The sequence below is a fragment of the Mesorhizobium sp. Cs1299R1N1 genome (assembly GCF_037179655.1).
Taxonomy (GTDB): domain Bacteria; phylum Pseudomonadota; class Alphaproteobacteria; order Rhizobiales; family Rhizobiaceae; genus Mesorhizobium; species Mesorhizobium salmacidum.
Genome location: NZ_JAPYKR010000014.1, coordinates 63,681 through 79,211 on the forward strand (window position 1 = coordinate 63,681; position 15,531 = coordinate 79,211).

A 15,531-nucleotide genomic window follows, 5' to 3' on the forward strand; every position below is an offset into this window, starting at 1 on the left:
GGGTGGTCAGGCCGTCTTGGCCACCACCGTCTCGCTGAGCCAGGTGCCGATCTTGGCGCCGAGGCGATCGGGCGAAACGGGCTTGGGCAGATAGTCGTCCATGCCGGCCTCGATGCACTTGTCGCGGTCGCCCTTCAGCGCATGCGCGGTGACGCCGATGATCGGGATGTGACCGCCCGACGAAGCTTCGATCGTCCGAATGGCGCGTGTCGCCTCGTAGCCGTTCATTTCCGGCATCGAGACGTCCATCAGAACCAGCCTCGGGTGCAGCGACCGGTACATTTCGACCGCGGTGCGACCATTGCCGGCGATGCGATAGCTCAGGCCGAGCCCATTGAGGATCTGGCCGAACACCATCTGGTTCACGTCGTTGTCCTCGGCGATGAGGATGTCGATCGGGCTGTTCGGCGCGGCATTCGATTCTGGCACTGCCGCGACCGGTACGGCCGGGCCACGGATAACCGTGAAGGCCGGCGGAGTCGCCTGGGGCATCGGATGGACCGGCTCGCGGATGAACTGCGCCTTGCCGACCTGCGAGCGCGCCTTCTGGATGACCGAGATGACCGTGCCGAGCAGGACCGCCGACCGGGCCGGCTTGGTCAGATGCGCCGATATGCCGAAGTCGATGATCATCTTGCCGAAATCGACCTGGTCGACCGAGGTCAGGATAACGACCGGGATGGCGGACAGCCGGCTGTCCGCGGCGATGGCCCGGGCGACATCGGCGCCGTTCATGCCGGGCATCTGATAGTCGAGGATGATACAGTCGACGCTGGCGCCGAGTTGGCAGGCGCGATCGAGGAAGGCGAGGCCAACCGCGCCGCTTTCGGCGGCGGCGCAGTCGAAGCTCCAGCTTCTGAGCTGTTCGAGCAGGATCTCGCGGTTGACCGGATTGTCATCGATGACCAGCACGCGCGCGCCAGTGACGTCCACCGGCACGATAGCATCGCGCGCCTCGGCGCGGTGGACCGGCAGCGGCACGGCGAACCAGAAGACGGAGCCGCGGCCGATCTCGCTCTCGACGCCGATCTTGCCGGCCATCAGGTCGACGAGACGGGCGGCGATGGCGAGCCCAAGGCCGGTGCCTTCGTGACGACGGGTCGAGGAGCCATCGACCTGGGCGAACTTCTCGAACACGTTCTGCAATTTCTCGGCCGGGATGCCGATGCCGGTGTCCTCGACGCGCAGCTTGAGCTGGACCACGTCGTTGACGGTTTCACCGCCGACATCGATCAGCACATGGCCCTTCTCGGTGAATTTGACCGCATTGCCGACCAGGTTGGTGACGATCTGCCGAAAGCGGCCGGCGTCGCCGACGACATAGGCCGGCAGCCTGGGGTCGACGCGCACGATAAGTTCCAGGTTCTTCTCGGCGACGCGCGCCGACACAAGCGTCGCCACATCCTCCACCGCTTCCGAGAGGCGGAAGGGGGCAGGATCGAGCGTCAGCTGCCCAGCATTGATCTTCGAGAAATCGAGAATGTCGTTGATGATGGTGAGAAGCGCGTTGCCTGATTTGACGATGACGTCGGTGAAGGTCTTCTGGCGCGGGTTCAACTCGGTCTTGGCCAGCAATTCGGCCATGCCGAGCACGCCGTTCATCGGCGTGCGGATCTCGTGGCTCATATTGGCCAGGAATTCCGACTTGGCGCGGTCGGCGGCCTCTGCCTTGAACAAGGATTCGGCCGACTGGGCAAAGGCGCGGCGGATCGCTTGTTCCATCGGCCGGAAGATCCAGAAGGCGACGATGGCCAGGACGGCGAACAACAGGCCGCTCGCCCACAAAAGCAGCCGGTCGCTGGAGGCGTCCGCCAGATGGCGTTCCTCGTCCATCGCGGTGCGGACACGCACCAGCATGGGCTGAACGAAAAGGTCGTTCTGGTTGCGGATTTCGCGAGGGCTCCATTCATCGGTCTTTTGCGCCACCGACATCAGATTGAAATTGCGAACCATGTCACGCGGCGACCAGAACAGATCGCCGTTGACGGAAGCGGCTGCCAGTTCGTTGACGGTCTTGGCCGACAGGCGCTGACGTATCGCCGCGAACTGGGCGGTCAGTGCCTCGATCTCGCTGGTCAGACGCTCGGAATGATCGCGCGCCGAAGCCGTCAGCGCATCGCGCGTCTCGATCCGCCAGGCGGAACTGGTTGTCTCGGCGAAGCTCGTGGCGTTGCGCAGGTCGCGGGTGAAAACGACGAGATTGCTGCTCAGCGCATCGATCTCATGCCGCAAGGAATTGACGCGATTGAGCGCACCCATGATGGCGGCCGAAGCCAGCGCGAAAACCAACAATCCTGAAAGATAACGTATCCGGACGGACCGGATGAAAGAAGAATATTCCGGCATGCGCAACCCCAACACATACGCATTCTAAGAATTGGGATTACGCTTCATTTACATTAAGATTTCGTTGGCACAACCACAGGTGCAATGTGCAACCCGATATGGGCCTTCCGTCAGCTGTTGCGGGTTGCCACGAAGGTCGCGGCGGCCTTCAGCAGGGCCGCCTTTTCGCCATAGGGTTCGAGCAGCGCGTGCGCCTGGCCGACAAGACCGTCGAGCTGCCTGCGCGCCCAATCCGCGCCGTGCAAGGCAACCAGCGTCCCCTTGCCCGCGGCGGCATCCTTGCCGGTCGCCTTGCCCATCTGCCTGGCGTCGGCCGTCAGATCCAGCAGGTCGTCGGCGAGCTGGAAGGCAAGGCCGATCGCCGACCCGAACTCGGCCAGCCTTTCCCGGTCATCGGACTGTGCGCCGGCCAGGATTGCACCCGCCTCGCAGGCGAAGCGGATCAAGGCGCCGGTCTTCATCGCCTGCAGCCGGATGATGCCGGCCTCATCCGGTCGCACCAGCTCGGCTTCGAGATCAAGCTTCTGGCCGCCCACCATGCCGCCGGCCCCGGCGGCGCGGGCCAGCGCCAGCACCAGCGCAGCCCGCCGCTCCGCCGGCAGCGCGGTCGCTTCGCCGGCGAGGATATCGAAGGCGAGCGTCAGCAGTGCGTCGCCGGCCAGGATGGCGGTGGCCTCGTCGAAGGCCTTGTGCACGGTCGGCTGGCCGCGGCGCAGGTCATCATCGTCCATTGCCGGCAGGTCATCATGGATCAGCGAATAGCAATGCACGCATTCGAGTGCCGCCGCGACGCGCAGTGCCGCTTCACCATCGGCGGAAAACAGTGCCGCGCTTTCCATGACCAGGAAGGGGCGAAGGCGCTTGCCGCCGTTCAGTACGCCATGCCGCATCGCCGCCATCAGGCGATCGGGCCGCGCGATCTCGCCCGATAGCGGGCGGTCGTCGAGCAGCCGACGCAGCATCACCTCGACGGCGGCCGCGCGCCTGATGAGCGCCATTTCGAACGCCATTTCGCCCTCATTCGTCATGGCCGGGACCGGTAGCCGACACTCAGACGTTGCGCAAGAAGGCAAGCGCCATTATGCCGGAGCAAGGAGAAGTACGGGTTGGGCGGCTTGGCGGAACCGATCGTCGATCATGAGACCGAAAAGCTGGACATGGCGACGAGATCGCGAGGCTTGAACCGTCGCAGTCTCAGACGCTGGGTCCGGCGCGGCATCGTCGTGGCCGCCGTGCTGGCGCTTATCCCGGTGGTGCTGACCTTTCTCTACCTGCCGTTCTTCGTGCATCCGGTATCGACGCTGATGCTGAAGGACCTTGCAACCTTCTCCGGCTACGACCGGCGCTGGGTTTCCATTGATGACGTGGCACCCGTGCTCGCCCATTCGGTCATCATGTCGGAGGATGGGCAGTTCTGTTTCCACCGCGGCGTCGATCTCGGCGAGCTCAGGGGCGTCGTCGACGATGCGCTGGCCGGCGAGGCGACGCGCGGCGCCTCGACCATCACCATGCAGACGGTGAAGAACCTCTTCCTCTGGTCACGGCCGCTGGGCAGCGTGCGCAAGGTCGTCGAACTGCCGCTGGCCGTCTATTTCGACGCGGTGATGTCGAAACGGCGCATCATGGAGATCTATCTCAACATCGCCGAATGGGGGCCGGGCATCTACGGCATCGAGGCGGCGGCGCAGCACCATTTCGGCATTTCCGCAAAGCAGTTGTCGCGCCGGCAGGCGGCCCTTCTCGCCGTCACTCTGCCAAACCCGATCGCCCGCAATCCGGCAAAACCCGGACCGGGCCTCAGACGGCTTGCCAACCTGATCGAGCGGCGCGCCGGGCGCTCAGGCGCTTATGTCGGCTGTCTGGACTAGCCGGTACAAAAAAGATTCACCGCAGTGCTGGCCAAAACGGTGTCAGGCGTGTATAGGCACCCGACTTTCTCAGATTTAGGCCCCGACATGGCCCTTTCACGAGGGCGGGCGGGGCTTTTGACCATGTAGTGGAGCATATCCATGGCCGTTCCGAAACGCAAAACCTCTCCGTCCAAGCGCGGCATGCGCCGCTCGGCCGACGCCCTAAAGGCCCCGACCTATGTCGAGGACAAGAATTCCGGCGAAATGCGCCGCCCGCACCACATCGACCTGAAGACCGGCATGTACCGTGGTCGCCAGGTGCTGACGCCCAAGGAAAGCTGAGTCCAGCTTTTTTCGAAGGTTAGAGTTGCAAAAGACCGGCCTCTGGCTGGTCTTTTTGCGTTTGGTGCGGCGTGCGCGCCGGCTACCTCAAGCGCCGAGTTTTCGTCTCTCGTTTTTTCATGTCGGCCGGGCAAACGGCTGACATGGTTGTTGCGTCCGGTCTTCGACCGTGTTTGCGGCCGTGCACGAAAAATCTTGACGCCGTGCCTGTGGAGCATTCTACAGAAGGTGCCCCCATATGGAGACGCCAGATGTTCGGTGCCGTCCCGCTTTTGATCGTGCCTTTCGTGCTCTACAATCTCGGCCTGCTCGGTATTTTCGGCGGCGGCGACGATCCGTGGGCGAGCGAGATATTCTCGTTCCGCATGATGTCGGGCGGGGTGTTCTCGATGACGCTCGGCGACCTGATCGTGCTGATCGGGTTGATCTTCCTGTTCCTCGAAATGGTGAAGTCGGCGCGCACGACCACGGCCTCGATCATGGACCATCTCCTGTCGACGCTTGTCTTCGTCGCTTTCCTGGTCGAGTTCCTGCTGGTGAAGGGTGCCGCCCACTCCATCTTCTTCACGCTGATGATCATCGCGCTGTTCGACGTGCTGGCCGGGTTCGCGGTGTCGATGCGGTCGGCCAGCCGCGACATCAATTTGAATTGAGGCTCAGCCCGGGTCAGCGGTGAAGCCGGCGGCTTCAATGCCGGCAATCGCGGCTGCCTCGTCATTGTCTGATGTGTCGCCGGAAATACCGACGGCGCCGATGATGGCGCCGGATTTGTCGCGGATCAGCACGCCGCCGACGACCGGCAGCACGCGTCCCCCCGACACGTCGGAAATGCCGGCAACCAGATGCGGACGTTCCTTGGCGAAGGCCTCGACCTTGCGCGAACCCATGCCGATGGCCAGCGCGCCATAGGCCTTGCCTGCCGACATTTGCGGGCGCAGGAACGAAGCGCCGTCCTGGCGCTGGAAGGCGACCAGGTGCCCGCCGGCGTCGAGCACCGAGACGCCGAGCGGCTTGAGCTTGAGATCGGCGCCCCTGGCGAAAGCGGCGTTGATGATCTCGGCGGCCTTTTCGAGCGATAGCACGGTCATGGCGATCTCCTGCTGAACAGCCCAATCATCGACGGCCAGCCGGACGAGGCAATCCCGGTTTCGGTTGAAATTGCTTCCTGTGAAGCCGCGGGATCAAGGCACTCCGGTCCGACGGCGTCACGACCGCTCGATTCAAGGCGAGGAATTGGCGGAAAGGCGGGGCGTTACTTTTTCTTGGCGCGGGCCGGCTTCTTGGCAGGGGCGGCAGGCGTGTTGGCTAGATCTTCGGCTTCCTTGGCGAGCCGCAGCGCTCGCAGCTTGTCGGTCTTGGCCTTGCGGGCGTCGCTCTCGGCGACGTATTCGGCCATGGCCTTCTGACGGACCGTCGCCGCCTCCTCCTGCTTCTTGAAGCGCAGATCGGCACGCGCGCGGGCAGTGTCCCTAGAGTTCTCAACCAAGAGCCTATCCAATCCCGTCACGTGTGATTTCCGTCCCTTGTAGCAGAGCCGGCCTTTCAACGGGGAAAATAGTTGGTCAGGCGGCCGGGCTGGCGTTGAGGCCCTTTTCGGCAACGACCGCTTCATAGGCGGCCCGCAGCGTCGCGCGGACAGAGGGGCCGGGCGCTGTATCGAGGGGTGTGCCGAGGTGCTCATGGCGCAACTCGGCCATGAATTTCTCCCACATTGGCGGTCCGCCCCTTTCCAGGAGTTCGGCGCGGATCGAAAGTTCCTCGCTGGTCGGCAGCCAGACGCGGCCCCAGGCGCCGAGATGGGCCAGGATGGGCACCAGCGTGATGGCCATCTCGGTCAGGCTGTAGATCGCCTTCTGCTTGTGCGAAGGATCGTCCGCCTTGGTCAGCATGCCGAGCTCCATCAGCCGCTTCAACCGGTCGGCGAGGATGTTAGAGGCAATGCCTTCCATCGACCCGTTGAGCAGTTCACGAAAATGGCGCCTACCGCCAAAAATCATGTCGCGCAGGATGATCAGGCTCCAGCGGTCGCCGAACACCTCCAGCGAGAGGTTGATCGGGCAGCCGGACCGGCGATCGAGGGTCATTCCATTTTCTCCACAAAACCGGTTGCATTATCGTATCGGTTTTATTATCGTGCAACCGATTGCAAAATGCAAGCAGATGAGAAGGCCATGAGATGACAACCAAAGACCGTCCCGAGATCATATCCGAGACCTTCGGCGATCCAGCGGATCCGGCACTGCTGCTTATCATGGGCGCTATGGCCTCCATGCTTTGGTGGCCGGAGGCGTTTTGCCGGAAGCTGGCGGATGCCGGCCTATACGTGATCCGCTACGACAATCGCGATACCGGCCGGTCGACCAAATATCCGGTGGGACAGCCGCCCTATACTTTCGACGACATGGCCGAGGACGCAATTGCCGTTCTCGACAGCCACGGCATCGGCAAGGCGCATGTCGCGGGCATGTCGATGGGTGGCATGATCGCACAACTCGTCGCGCTCAAGCACCCCTCCCGTGTCGCATCGCTGACGGTGATCAGCAGTTCGCCCGTGGGGACCGACACCTCGCATTTGCCGCGGACGACCGACGCCTATTTGGAGCATTCGGCCGAGGGGGCCAAAGTCGATTGGGCGGACCGCCGCCAGGTCATCGATTTCATGGTCAGGAATGCGCGGGCAATCGCCAGCACCACCCATCCGTTCGACGAGGAGGGGATGAGAGCGTTCATCGAACGGGATTATATAAGGTCCGGCGGCTTCCTGAGCGCCACCAATCATTTCATGCTCAAGGGCACGGATCAGTGGAAGGGTCGCCTGCACGAGATGAAAGCGCCATTGCTGGTCATCCACGGCACGTCGGATCCGATCTTTCCGGTCGAGCATGGCGAGGCCCTGGCCCAAGCTGTTGCCGGCGCGAAACTCCTTCGCGTCGAAGGCGGCGGTCACGAACTGCATCCGGATGACTGGCCTGACATGGAAGCCGCCATCGTCGCGCACGTCCGATCCAGCTGAGACTTCGCGGGTCAGCCTTGATGAGCAAGGCTCACCGAAATAGTTAAGCAGATGATTCAGTATTGCCGCAGAAACAGACGAGCACAAGAATGTCCCTGACGCTGCATTTCCATCCGCTGGCCTCCTTCTGCTGGAAGCCGCTGATCGCCCTCTACGAGAACGCCACGCCTTTTTCGCCGGTCATTGTCGATCTCGGCGACGAGCAATCGCGCGCGGCCTTCCTGAAGGTTTCGCCGACCGGCAAGATGCCGGCGCTGCGCGACGACGCGCGTGACCGTACGGTGCTGGAATCAACCATTGTCGTGGAATATCTGGCCGCGCACTATCCGGGATCGGTCGACCTCGTGCCCGCCGACATCGACCTGGCGCTGGCGGTCCGCCAGGCCGACCGCTTCTATGATTTCTACGTGCAGGAGCCGATGCAGAAGATCGTCGGCGACAGGTTGCGGCCGCTGGACAAGACCGATCCATTCGGTGTCGAGCAGGCGCGCGGCCAGTTGCGCAATTCCTACGCCATCATCGAACAGGAGATGCAATCGAGAGAGTGGGCTGTGGGCGATGCCTTCACCATGGCCGATTGCGCTGCGTCTCCGGCGCTCTTCTACGCCAACAAGGTCGAGCCGTTCGGCGACAAATATCCTGCCGTGAAGCGCTATCACGACCGCCTGCTGCAACGCGCCGCCTTCATCAGGGTGATCGAGGAGGCGCAGCCCTATTTCAAGCTCTTCCCCTACAACAACGGCTGATCGCGATGCTGCATGATCCCGCCCAGCTCGACCTGATGTTTCAGGCGCTCGCCGATCCGGCGCGGCGGCAGATGGTCGACCGGCTGTCACGCGGCCCCGCCTCGGTGAGCCAGTTGGCCGAGCCGCTGGCCATGTCGCTGTCGGCGGTCGTCCAGCACCTCAATCTCCTGGAGGCGAGCGGCCTCGTGCACACGCTGAAGGTCGGGCGGGTGCGCACCTGCCAGATCGAGCCGAAGGCACTGCGAGCGGCCGAGCACTGGATCGACGAGCGTCGCCTCTCATGGGAACGCCGGCTGGATCGGCTCGGCGATTTCCTGGCCGAGAGCTAGACAGGGCGGGTACCGCGGCTAAAGCGCGTCGCGTCGAAAAGGACACTTGCGACCCGCCTTAGGTCTTTGCCCGATGCATGTCGTTGTCGCAAAACCGAGATCACTTTTGCGCGACATGCATTGGAAGTAATCAGGCTTCCCAGAATTGATCGAGCCAGATGTTGAGTCTCAGGAAGCCGGCATTGCTCACCGTATAGACACGCCTCGTGCCTTCAGGCTTGGCGTTGACCAGTCCGGCATCGAGCAACACTTTCAGATGCTGTGACACGGCCGGACGGGAGACCGGCAGCCCAGCCGCCAATTCGTTGACGGTCTTCGGACCGCGTCGAAGTTCTTCCAGAAGATGGCGCCGATTGGGGTCGGCGATCGCCATGAAGGCGTCGGAAAACATCATGCCTCATTTGTGAGGCAAAGTTTTTCAAATCTCAACTGTTTGCTTCTGCTTTTCTTCTCGGGTCAAGCCGCAATGCTTCGGGGGTCACCGAACGGTCGGCCGGCTGCGTCTTGAAGGCATCGCGATCCTCGATCGGCACCGGAGCGCGGCGGCTGATGCGCAGCAGCGTGTAGCCTGCCAGGGACAGATGCGCCAAGGCGGTCGCCAGGAACAGGCCCTCCGGGCGCATCCAGCCCATCAGGGCCGCCGCCAGCAACGGCCCGATCATGGTGCCGAAGCCGTAAAGCAGCAGCAGGCCGCCCGATACCTTGACGAAATCCTCGGAGCGCGCGTGGTCGTTGGCATGTGCCACGGCAATCGAATAGAGCGTGTAGGCGAAAGCGCCATATGCGGCGGTGAAGACGAGGACGAAGACTGCGGAGCGCGGCTCGAACAGGAAGATGAGAAGCGCAAACAGTGCCGCGCCGCAAGCGGCACCGGCCAGCACGAAACGCCGGTCGGTCTTGTCGGAGAGACGCCCGGCCGGAAGCTGCATGGCGGCACCGGCGACGACCACAAGGCTCATCATCAAGGCGATCTCGGCAGTAGGGATGCCGATGCGGGCTCCGTAGACCGCGCCAAGCGTGCCCCAGGCGCCATTGGCGATGCCGATCAAGAGGCAGGCAATCGCCGACACCGGAGAGTTGGCGTAGAGCCCCCTGACGTCGAGCTTGACGTCCTGCAGCGGCTTCGGATGCGAGGCCGTCGAGACCGCGGTCGGAATGAGCGACAGGCAGAACAGGATGCCAGTGATCATGAACAGCGACGCCGATTTCACGTCGCCGCCGGCGACGATCATCTGTCCGCCCATGATCGAGGCATAGGTGACCATCATGTAGAGGCCGAAGACGGTGCCGCGGTTCTCGTTGGTGGCCTTCTCGTTCAGCCAGCTCTCGATGACCATGAAGGCGCCGGCCATGGTAAAACCGGTGAAGGCCCGCAGCAGGATCCAGACATACTCGTCGATGACAAGGCCCGTCAGCAGCGCCACGATGGCGCCGGACGCGGCAAAGGCGCCGAAGGCACGCACATGTCCGGCGCGGCGCACGATGCGCGGCGCAAAGAAACAGCCGGTGACGAAGCCGCCGGCCCAGGCCGTGCCCATCAGGCCAAGCGACGCGGTCGAGAACCCTTCCACCTGGCCGCGCAGAGGCAACAGCAGCCCATGCAGTCCCGATGCCGCCAGAAGGAAGGCGGTGCCGCGAAGCAGGGAAAGGATCGGTCTGTAGGCTGCGAGCATTTTTTGATCCGGCTGGACTGGGAGGGACGCAGGTTTGAAGACAGTCGCATTCGGGCTTTTCGGCGGCGGGCGGTTACCTCAGCGAATTATCCGCGGCGAAACAGCGCCTCGGCGGCCGACTTGGTGTTGTCCTTGGTCTTGAGTTCGGCCTCCAGCCGGGCGATCTCGTCGCGCAGGATGCCGATGCGCTCGGACAGTTCACCGACGGAAAGCAGCGACAGGTCCTGCCCGATCTCGTGCGGGCGCGCCTTCTTCTTGGGTTCGTCGTCGAAGATCGCCATCGTTGCTCCTCCTCCGCCAGACCAGATTGGCCATTTGCCTGATTTGGCAATGAGCATACATAGGGCAGGGGTGTCGATGCAAACAGCCGGCAAGAGCGCGGCGAGGAAAGACGGGAAACTTCATGGCGAGCGGACAGAAAATTCCGGCACGGATGACGGCGATCGCGATCTCGGAGCCGGGCGGCCCCCGGGTGTTGAAGCCGGAAACGCGCGACGTGCCGCTGCCCGGCCCCGGAGAAATCCTGATCAAGGTCCATGCCGCCGGCGTCAACCGGCCCGACGTCCAGCAACGCAAGGGCGCCTATCCGCCGCCGCCCGGCGCATCGGACCTGCCGGGCCTCGAGGTGTCGGGAGAAGTGGCTGCTCTTGGCGACGAGATATCGCGCTGGCGCATCGGCGACCGGGTCTGCGCGCTCACGCCCGGCGGCGGCTATGCCGAATATGCTAGGGTTCATGCAGGCAGCGTTCTGCCGCTGCCGGCGGGTTTCACCCACACGGAAGCTGCGGCGGTGCCGGAAAACTACTTCACCGTCTGGCACAATGTGTTCGAGCGCGGCGGGCTCAAGAAGGGTGAGACACTGCTCGTCCATGGCGGCTCGTCCGGCATCGGCACCACGGCGATCCAGCTCGCCTCGGCCTTCGGCGCCTATGTCATCACCACCGCCGGATCCCAGGAGAAATGTGACGCCTGCCTGAAGCTCGGTGCCGATCGCGCGATCAATTACCGCGAGCAGGATTTCGTCGCCGCGGTCAAGGAGGCGACCGAAGGCCGGGGCGCCAACGTCATCCTCGACATGGTCGGTGGCGATTATATCCAGCGAAACTACGAGGCCGCCGCTGTCGAGGGCCGCATCGTGCAGATCGCCGTCCAGGCCGGCGCGGTGGCGAGCGCCGACTTTTCCAAGGTCATGGTCAAGCGGCTGTCCCATACGGGTTCGACGCTGAGGCCGCGCACCGTCGAATTCAAGGCCGCGATCGCGGCGGCGCTGGAGGCACAGGTGTGGCCTCTCCTGGGCACGCGCAAGGTGGCGCCCGTCATGGACATGATCTACCCGCTCACGGATGCCTGGCGGGCTCACGAGCGGATGGAGGAGGGCGAGCATATAGGCAAGATCGTGCTCGACGTCGGTTAAACCGGCATCACCTCAATCGCGGCACGTCCCCGGTGCGCGCCCTTGCTTACAAGATGAACAGAAGCTTAATGGTGCAATGCAGCATTTGCATCATTGCTATGCAAAATCAGCCGTTCAAGTCCTCATCGATGATCACTATTTGAGCATCATCGAAACGAACCCAATTCAGGAGGACTACCATGAACCCGATCCGCGCTTTCCGTAACTGGCGCATGTACAACGAGACCGTTCGCGAACTGAACCGCCTCAACGCACGTCAGCTGAGCGACCTCGGCATCAACCGCGCCGACATTGAGAGGATCGCCCGCCAGGCGATCTGATTGCAAGCGCGACCTCGCCGCAAGGCAGGGGTCGCAATGCAGAGCCGCTGTAGACGCTTGTCGTCGCCGGTTCCGAACCCGCTGGACCCTGTCCGGCGGGTTTTGTCTTTTGGGAGCAGAATAGCGGCGGAGGCAAATCGCGCCTGCCAGTTCGCGGTTTCCGGTGGGCTTCTCCAAAAACGTTGCGAAACAGGCAGGGAACGGTTATACAGGCCGCGAATTTCCCATTTTGGTGGCTCTAAACCACCGCCCGCGCGGGAACGCGGGCGAACGAGAAGGATTTTGCACATGGCCAATACGCTGCTGATGCCCAAGGCGACCGCCGTCTGGCTGGTCGACAATACCGCGCTTTCCTTCGAGCAGATCGCGCAGTTCTGCGGGCTGCATCCGCTCGAGGTCAAGGCGATCGCCGACGGCGAATCGGCGCAAGGCATCAAGGGCATGGACCCGATCATGACGGGACAGCTGACCCGCGACGAGATCGCGCGCGCCGAGAAAGACCCGAACCAGCGCCTGAAGCTTTCCGACCCCAAGGTGCGGGTGCCGGAATCCAAGCGCAAGGGTCCGCGCTACACGCCACTGTCGAAGCGTCAGGACCGGCCGAACGCCATCCTGTGGCTGGTGCGCAACCATCCCGAACTCAAGGACGCGCAGATTTCGCGCCTCGTCGGCACCACCAAGTCGACGATCGAGCAGATCCGCGAACGCAAGCACTGGAATTCGGCCAACCTTCAGCCGATGGACCCGGTGACGCTGGGTCTCGCCTCGCAGATCGACCTCGACATGGAAGTCAACCGCGCCTCGCGTGGCCGCGAGCAGGCGCAGCCGGTCGGCGACACGCTGCTGCCGGCGGCATTGACCGAGCGGCTGGTGCCAGCGCCGGAGAAGCCGAAGGACGAGGATGCGGAGCTCGACGCCAACGCCGTCTTCGCCAAGCTGTCGGCGCTGAAGTCGAAGGATACCGACAGGGACGACGAGGAATAGGCGTCGGCTCTTCCTTCTCCCCTTGTGGGAGAAGGTGGCCGAGCGAAGCTCGGTCGGATGAGGGGTGTTCCAGGGAACACCGACGCCTCACTCCGCTGGAACACCCCTCATCCGTCTCGGCGCTGCGCGCCGATCCACCTTCTCCCACAAGGGGAGAAGGAAGAAACCGTCAGCTTCGCGCCGCGCGGTCCGGCGCCATGCCGTAATCCTCGCTGCGCTCCACCGCCCGGTAGAAATCGGCAAGCTGCTTGCCGCGTTCCGGCTTGAAGATGCGCCCTGCGATGACCACCGAGGCGATGCGATCGATGCGGAAGGCGCGGAAATCATCGCGCATCTCGCACCAGGCGACCAGCGTCCACACCTTGCCCCAGAACCACAGGCCGAGCGGCCTGATATCGCGCGCGGTGCCGCGGCCGGCTTCGTCGGAGTAGTCGATGGTCAGCACCTGGCGCTTTTCGACCGCGCGTTCGATCAGGTCGATCGCCTCGCGGGCGGCGTCGCTGACCACCCACATCGGCGTGTGGATCTCGGTGCGGGCGATGCGGTCCTTTTCGGCATCGGGGAGCACGGCACCGATCTTGACCAGCGCTTCGTCGGCCGCCCGCGCCATCGCAGCGCCGCCAAAGGCGCGAACCATGCGGGCGCCGGCAACCAGCGCCACGATCTCGTCACGCGTGAACATCAGCGGCGGAAGGTCGAAACCCTCCCTCATCATGTAGCCAACGCCGGCCTCGCCATCGATTGGCACGCCCGTCGACTGCAGGTCGGCTATGTCGCGATAGATGGTTCGCTCGGAAACCTCGAGCCATGTGCCTAGCTTCTGGGCGGTGACCAGACGGCCACCACGCAGATGCTGCACGATCTGAAAGAGCCTGTCGGCGCGGCGCATCGTTTGCTTCCCCAGTGTTCTTCCCATGCATGCCGTGGCTCCCGGACCGGATCCACTTCCACGTGACATGCATTACGGTTTCAGCCCTTCGCGCTTGCGCTGCGTGGCGACAAATTCCGCGCCGAAGGACAGTTTCCTCGTCGTCGTCGTCTTCCCGTCGAGCACGCGCCAGAAGGGAGCGATGTCGCGGAGCGTCATGCCGCGCTCGACATCCTCCTTGGCAGCCTCGGCGACCGTGCGCAGATGATAGCCTATGGTGACCGGGCATGTCACTTCGGCGCCGTGCTCGATGGCAAGCGCCGTGCGCAGCCCACGAACGTCCATCTCGACGCCTTCAGGGATAGAGCGGATGAAATCATCGACCTGGCGCGCGGTCGGCACCAGCATCGGCTGGCCTTCGACGACGTCTCCCACCGTGCGCGGCGTTGGTTTCACACCGCTGATGCCAGGCGTGTTCAGCCTGTCGTTCCAGTTTTTCATCGATCGTCCTCTCGGCCGGCCATGCGCATCATCCCACCATCGCACGCGCCTCCTGACAGCATACTGTCAGGAGGCTTCAGCATACTCCTTGGCGAAGAGCGTCCGCATCTGTGCGAGATCGCCGCCTTTTTCCGGGTAAAGCGTCTGCAGAAAGGCAAGGGCGAAAGTGCCGGGCGCCGAACCCGGCGCGGACACGATCCTGCCGTCGGCCACGGCATAAGGCACGTCCTGATAATTGCCTTCGCCGGCATAGCCGGTCTCGCGGTGCTTGATCCAGTCACGGCCATTGCTGGTATGCCTGGCGTTCTCGAACATACCGGCTCGAGCCAGCGCAAGCGTCCCGGCGCAAATCCCGCCAACGACACCGCCGCGCCTGGCGACGGCCGCCAGCAGTTCGGATATATCCGGCGGCGCCTTGCCTGCCCACTGGTCGGAACCGATGACGGCCACTGCATCGAGATCGGTATTCTCATCGACGCTGGCCGACCGGACTGGCGTCAGCCGAAAACCGCTGATTCCGGTCACCGGCTTGCCTTCGGGCGTAACCGAGACGGCGCGAGCGCCGAACCATTCGACCGCCGAGGCCGCCAGCAGCCCATATTCCCAGTCAGCAAAACCCTCGATGAACAGAAAGCCGATTGTCTTCCGATCGGGCATAAGCTCGCTCCATCCCTCGCGCGCTGGACCTGATATCTGGGTGCTGACGCGCCAGCGTCCAACGCTGCGTTGAAAATTTCGTCTCAATTGCCGTGATGGCGACGTTCGGCATACATGTCGGGCCAGCCGATATCCTTGCGAATGTCGGCGGGCAGCGCATTCATGAACCGCTGGGTCCGGATCTCGTTGCGCATCGTGCGGATCTTGCCGACATAATGCTGCATGCCGCGCAGAATGGTAAAACCGTTCATGACCAATCTCCTCTCTCTAACTGGAGACAGTATCGCACACCCCTCCTGACAGCAGTCTGTCAGGAGGATGGCAGCTCGTGCGACGACAGTTCCGTTCTTGCAGTGACAGGTCATTCGGCTGCGGATCGTTCACCAGGATCAGGGTAATCGGGGCCGTATTGTTCATCGCCCGGTGACGAACTGTCGGGATAGGCGGCCTTCAGCGAGGTGGCCGGAGTTCTGATATGAAAGGAGAAA

General features: G+C 63.3%; 20 protein-coding genes and 1 pseudogene. 9 read left to right on the forward strand and 12 right to left on the reverse strand.

Annotation, left to right across the window (positions count from 1 at the left end):
• Window positions 1-6: 6 nt before the first annotated feature.
• Entirely contained in the window at window positions 7-2,346 is a 2,340-nt protein-coding gene (locus O7A70_RS26815) for a response regulator (RefSeq protein WP_337143054.1), read from the reverse strand.
• A 110-nt stretch (window positions 2,347-2,456) separates the two neighbouring features.
• A complete protein-coding gene (locus tag O7A70_RS26820) occupies window positions 2,457-3,374 on the reverse strand; it encodes a polyprenyl synthetase family protein (RefSeq protein ID WP_442921215.1) in 918 nt (305 codons plus the stop codon).
• A 78-nt stretch (window positions 3,375-3,452) separates the two neighbouring features.
• Between O7A70_RS26820 and O7A70_RS26825 the strand changes: the two genes are divergently transcribed.
• From O7A70_RS26825 to O7A70_RS26835, 3 genes are all read left to right on the forward strand, one after another.
• Window positions 3,453-4,214: a biosynthetic peptidoglycan transglycosylase gene (locus tag O7A70_RS26825; RefSeq protein ID WP_337143056.1), complete on the forward strand. Its 762-nt coding sequence runs from the start codon at window positions 3,453-3,455 to the stop codon at window positions 4,212-4,214.
• Window positions 4,215-4,355: 141 nt separating this feature from the next.
• On the forward strand, window positions 4,356-4,538 hold the full coding sequence (rpmF, locus tag O7A70_RS26830) for a 50S ribosomal protein L32 (protein WP_008834724.1): 183 nt from the start codon (window positions 4,356-4,358) through the stop codon (window positions 4,536-4,538).
• Between the two features lie 251 nt (window positions 4,539-4,789).
• Window positions 4,790-5,191, forward strand: coding sequence for a hypothetical protein (locus tag O7A70_RS26835; protein ID WP_027141869.1), 402 nt, complete (start codon window positions 4,790-4,792; stop codon window positions 5,189-5,191).
• 3 nt (window positions 5,192-5,194) lie between these two features.
• Here the strand turns inward: O7A70_RS26835 and O7A70_RS26840 are convergent, their stop codons facing one another.
• From O7A70_RS26840 to O7A70_RS26850, 3 genes are all read right to left on the reverse strand, one after another.
• Window positions 5,195-5,626, reverse strand: a complete 432-nt coding sequence (locus O7A70_RS26840; protein ID WP_337143057.1) for a GlcG/HbpS family heme-binding protein — start codon at window positions 5,624-5,626, stop codon at window positions 5,195-5,197.
• Between the two features lie 164 nt (window positions 5,627-5,790).
• The gene (locus O7A70_RS26845; RefSeq protein ID WP_135863133.1) at window positions 5,791-6,024 is read right to left on the reverse strand and encodes a hypothetical protein; all 234 of its coding nucleotides are present in this window, start codon (window positions 6,022-6,024) and stop codon (window positions 5,791-5,793) included.
• Window positions 6,025-6,100: 76 nt separating this feature from the next.
• Window positions 6,101-6,622, reverse strand: coding sequence for a winged helix-turn-helix transcriptional regulator (locus O7A70_RS26850; protein WP_337143058.1), 522 nt, complete (start codon window positions 6,620-6,622; stop codon window positions 6,101-6,103).
• Between the two features lie 92 nt (window positions 6,623-6,714).
• On the opposite strand from O7A70_RS26850, the gene O7A70_RS26855 reads away from it, so the two are divergent.
• From O7A70_RS26855 to O7A70_RS26865, 3 genes are all read left to right on the forward strand, one after another.
• Window positions 6,715-7,551 (forward strand): alpha/beta fold hydrolase, encoded by an 837-nt coding sequence (locus tag O7A70_RS26855; protein ID WP_337143059.1) that lies wholly within the window; start codon window positions 6,715-6,717, stop codon window positions 7,549-7,551.
• A gap of 89 nt (window positions 7,552-7,640) precedes the next feature.
• Entirely contained in the window at window positions 7,641-8,297 is a 657-nt protein-coding gene (locus tag O7A70_RS26860; protein WP_337143060.1) for a glutathione S-transferase family protein, read from the forward strand.
• A 5-nt stretch (window positions 8,298-8,302) separates the two neighbouring features.
• Complete coding sequence (locus O7A70_RS26865) at window positions 8,303-8,626, forward strand: ArsR/SmtB family transcription factor (protein ID WP_337143061.1); 324 nt, start codon at window positions 8,303-8,305, stop codon at window positions 8,624-8,626.
• Between the two features lie 130 nt (window positions 8,627-8,756).
• On the opposite strand, the gene O7A70_RS26870 is transcribed toward O7A70_RS26865, so the two are convergent.
• From O7A70_RS26870 to O7A70_RS26880, 3 genes and pseudogenes are all read right to left on the reverse strand, one after another.
• Entirely contained in the window at window positions 8,757-9,020 is a 264-nt protein-coding gene (locus O7A70_RS26870) for an ArsR/SmtB family transcription factor (protein WP_140754603.1), read from the reverse strand.
• A 31-nt stretch (window positions 9,021-9,051) separates the two neighbouring features.
• A pseudogene (locus O7A70_RS26875) lies at window positions 9,052-10,311 on the reverse strand (MFS transporter); the annotation flags it as partial.
• A 74-nt stretch (window positions 10,312-10,385) separates the two neighbouring features.
• Window positions 10,386-10,580 (reverse strand): DUF1192 domain-containing protein, encoded by a 195-nt coding sequence (locus tag O7A70_RS26880; protein WP_027141877.1) that lies wholly within the window; start codon window positions 10,578-10,580, stop codon window positions 10,386-10,388.
• 122 nt (window positions 10,581-10,702) lie between these two features.
• Between O7A70_RS26880 and O7A70_RS26885 the strand changes: the two genes are divergently transcribed.
• The 3 genes from O7A70_RS26885 (at window position 10,703) to O7A70_RS26895 (ending at window position 13,017) form a co-directional block, all read left to right on the forward strand.
• On the forward strand, window positions 10,703-11,713 hold the full coding sequence (locus tag O7A70_RS26885; protein ID WP_337143062.1) for an NAD(P)H-quinone oxidoreductase: 1,011 nt from the start codon (window positions 10,703-10,705) through the stop codon (window positions 11,711-11,713).
• A gap of 179 nt (window positions 11,714-11,892) precedes the next feature.
• Entirely contained in the window at window positions 11,893-12,033 is a 141-nt protein-coding gene (locus O7A70_RS26890) for a DUF1127 domain-containing protein (RefSeq protein WP_064987068.1), read from the forward strand.
• A gap of 288 nt (window positions 12,034-12,321) precedes the next feature.
• Window positions 12,322-13,017 carry a DUF1013 domain-containing protein gene (locus tag O7A70_RS26895; RefSeq protein WP_140509080.1) on the forward strand — a complete coding sequence of 232 codons (696 nt, stop codon included), beginning with the start codon at window positions 12,322-12,324 and terminating at the stop codon, window positions 13,015-13,017.
• Window positions 13,018-13,186: 169 nt separating this feature from the next.
• Here the strand turns inward: O7A70_RS26895 and O7A70_RS26900 are convergent, their stop codons facing one another.
• The 4 genes from O7A70_RS26900 to O7A70_RS26915 all read right to left on the reverse strand — a co-directional run bounded on the left by O7A70_RS26900 (window position 13,187) and on the right by O7A70_RS26915 (window position 15,294).
• Window positions 13,187-13,906: a helix-turn-helix transcriptional regulator gene (locus tag O7A70_RS26900; protein ID WP_013529238.1), complete on the reverse strand. Its 720-nt coding sequence runs from the start codon at window positions 13,904-13,906 to the stop codon at window positions 13,187-13,189.
• Between the two features lie 72 nt (window positions 13,907-13,978).
• Window positions 13,979-14,386 carry a hypothetical protein gene (locus tag O7A70_RS26905; RefSeq protein WP_337143064.1) on the reverse strand — a complete coding sequence of 136 codons (408 nt, stop codon included), beginning with the start codon at window positions 14,384-14,386 and terminating at the stop codon, window positions 13,979-13,981.
• A 66-nt stretch (window positions 14,387-14,452) separates the two neighbouring features.
• Complete coding sequence (locus O7A70_RS26910; RefSeq protein ID WP_337143065.1) at window positions 14,453-15,043, reverse strand: DJ-1/PfpI family protein; 591 nt, start codon at window positions 15,041-15,043, stop codon at window positions 14,453-14,455.
• Between the two features lie 83 nt (window positions 15,044-15,126).
• Window positions 15,127-15,294, reverse strand: coding sequence for a hypothetical protein (locus O7A70_RS26915; RefSeq protein ID WP_015315361.1), 168 nt, complete (start codon window positions 15,292-15,294; stop codon window positions 15,127-15,129).
• Window positions 15,295-15,531 lie beyond the last annotated feature (237 nt).

Excerpts from the sequence above, each read along its gene's own strand:
- O7A70_RS26860 (WP_337143060.1), top strand. The coding sequence starts at position 7,641 with ATGTCCCTGACGCTGCATTTCCATCCGCTGGCCTCCTTCTGCTGGAAG.
- O7A70_RS26820 (WP_442921215.1), bottom strand. The coding sequence starts at position 3,374 with ATGACGAATGAGGGCGAAATGGCGTTCGAAATGGCGCTCATCAGGCGC.
- O7A70_RS26910 (WP_337143065.1), bottom strand. The coding sequence starts at position 15,043 with ATGCCCGATCGGAAGACAATCGGCTTTCTGTTCATCGAGGGTTTTGCT.
- O7A70_RS26870 (WP_140754603.1), bottom strand. The coding sequence starts at position 9,020 with ATGATGTTTTCCGACGCCTTCATGGCGATCGCCGACCCCAATCGGCGC.
- O7A70_RS26815 (WP_337143054.1), bottom strand. The coding sequence starts at position 2,346 with ATGCCGGAATATTCTTCTTTCATCCGGTCCGTCCGGATACGTTATCTT.
- rpmF (WP_008834724.1), top strand. The coding sequence starts at position 4,356 with ATGGCCGTTCCGAAACGCAAAACCTCTCCGTCCAAGCGCGGCATGCGC.
- O7A70_RS26840 (WP_337143057.1), bottom strand. The coding sequence starts at position 5,626 with ATGACCGTGCTATCGCTCGAAAAGGCCGCCGAGATCATCAACGCCGCT.
- O7A70_RS26880 (WP_027141877.1), bottom strand. The coding sequence starts at position 10,580 with ATGGCGATCTTCGACGACGAACCCAAGAAGAAGGCGCGCCCGCACGAG.
- O7A70_RS26905 (WP_337143064.1), bottom strand. The coding sequence starts at position 14,386 with ATGAAAAACTGGAACGACAGGCTGAACACGCCTGGCATCAGCGGTGTG.
- O7A70_RS26885 (WP_337143062.1), top strand. The coding sequence starts at position 10,703 with ATGGCGAGCGGACAGAAAATTCCGGCACGGATGACGGCGATCGCGATC.
- O7A70_RS26855 (WP_337143059.1), top strand. The coding sequence starts at position 6,715 with ATGACAACCAAAGACCGTCCCGAGATCATATCCGAGACCTTCGGCGAT.
- O7A70_RS26900 (WP_013529238.1), bottom strand. The coding sequence starts at position 13,906 with ATGCGCCGCGCCGACAGGCTCTTTCAGATCGTGCAGCATCTGCGTGGT.
- O7A70_RS26915 (WP_015315361.1), bottom strand. The coding sequence starts at position 15,294 with ATGAACGGTTTTACCATTCTGCGCGGCATGCAGCATTATGTCGGCAAG.
- O7A70_RS26890 (WP_064987068.1), top strand. The coding sequence starts at position 11,893 with ATGAACCCGATCCGCGCTTTCCGTAACTGGCGCATGTACAACGAGACC.
- O7A70_RS26835 (WP_027141869.1), top strand. The coding sequence starts at position 4,790 with ATGTTCGGTGCCGTCCCGCTTTTGATCGTGCCTTTCGTGCTCTACAAT.
- O7A70_RS26850 (WP_337143058.1), bottom strand. The coding sequence starts at position 6,622 with ATGACCCTCGATCGCCGGTCCGGCTGCCCGATCAACCTCTCGCTGGAG.
- O7A70_RS26865 (WP_337143061.1), top strand. The coding sequence starts at position 8,303 with ATGCTGCATGATCCCGCCCAGCTCGACCTGATGTTTCAGGCGCTCGCC.
- O7A70_RS26895 (WP_140509080.1), top strand. The coding sequence starts at position 12,322 with ATGGCCAATACGCTGCTGATGCCCAAGGCGACCGCCGTCTGGCTGGTC.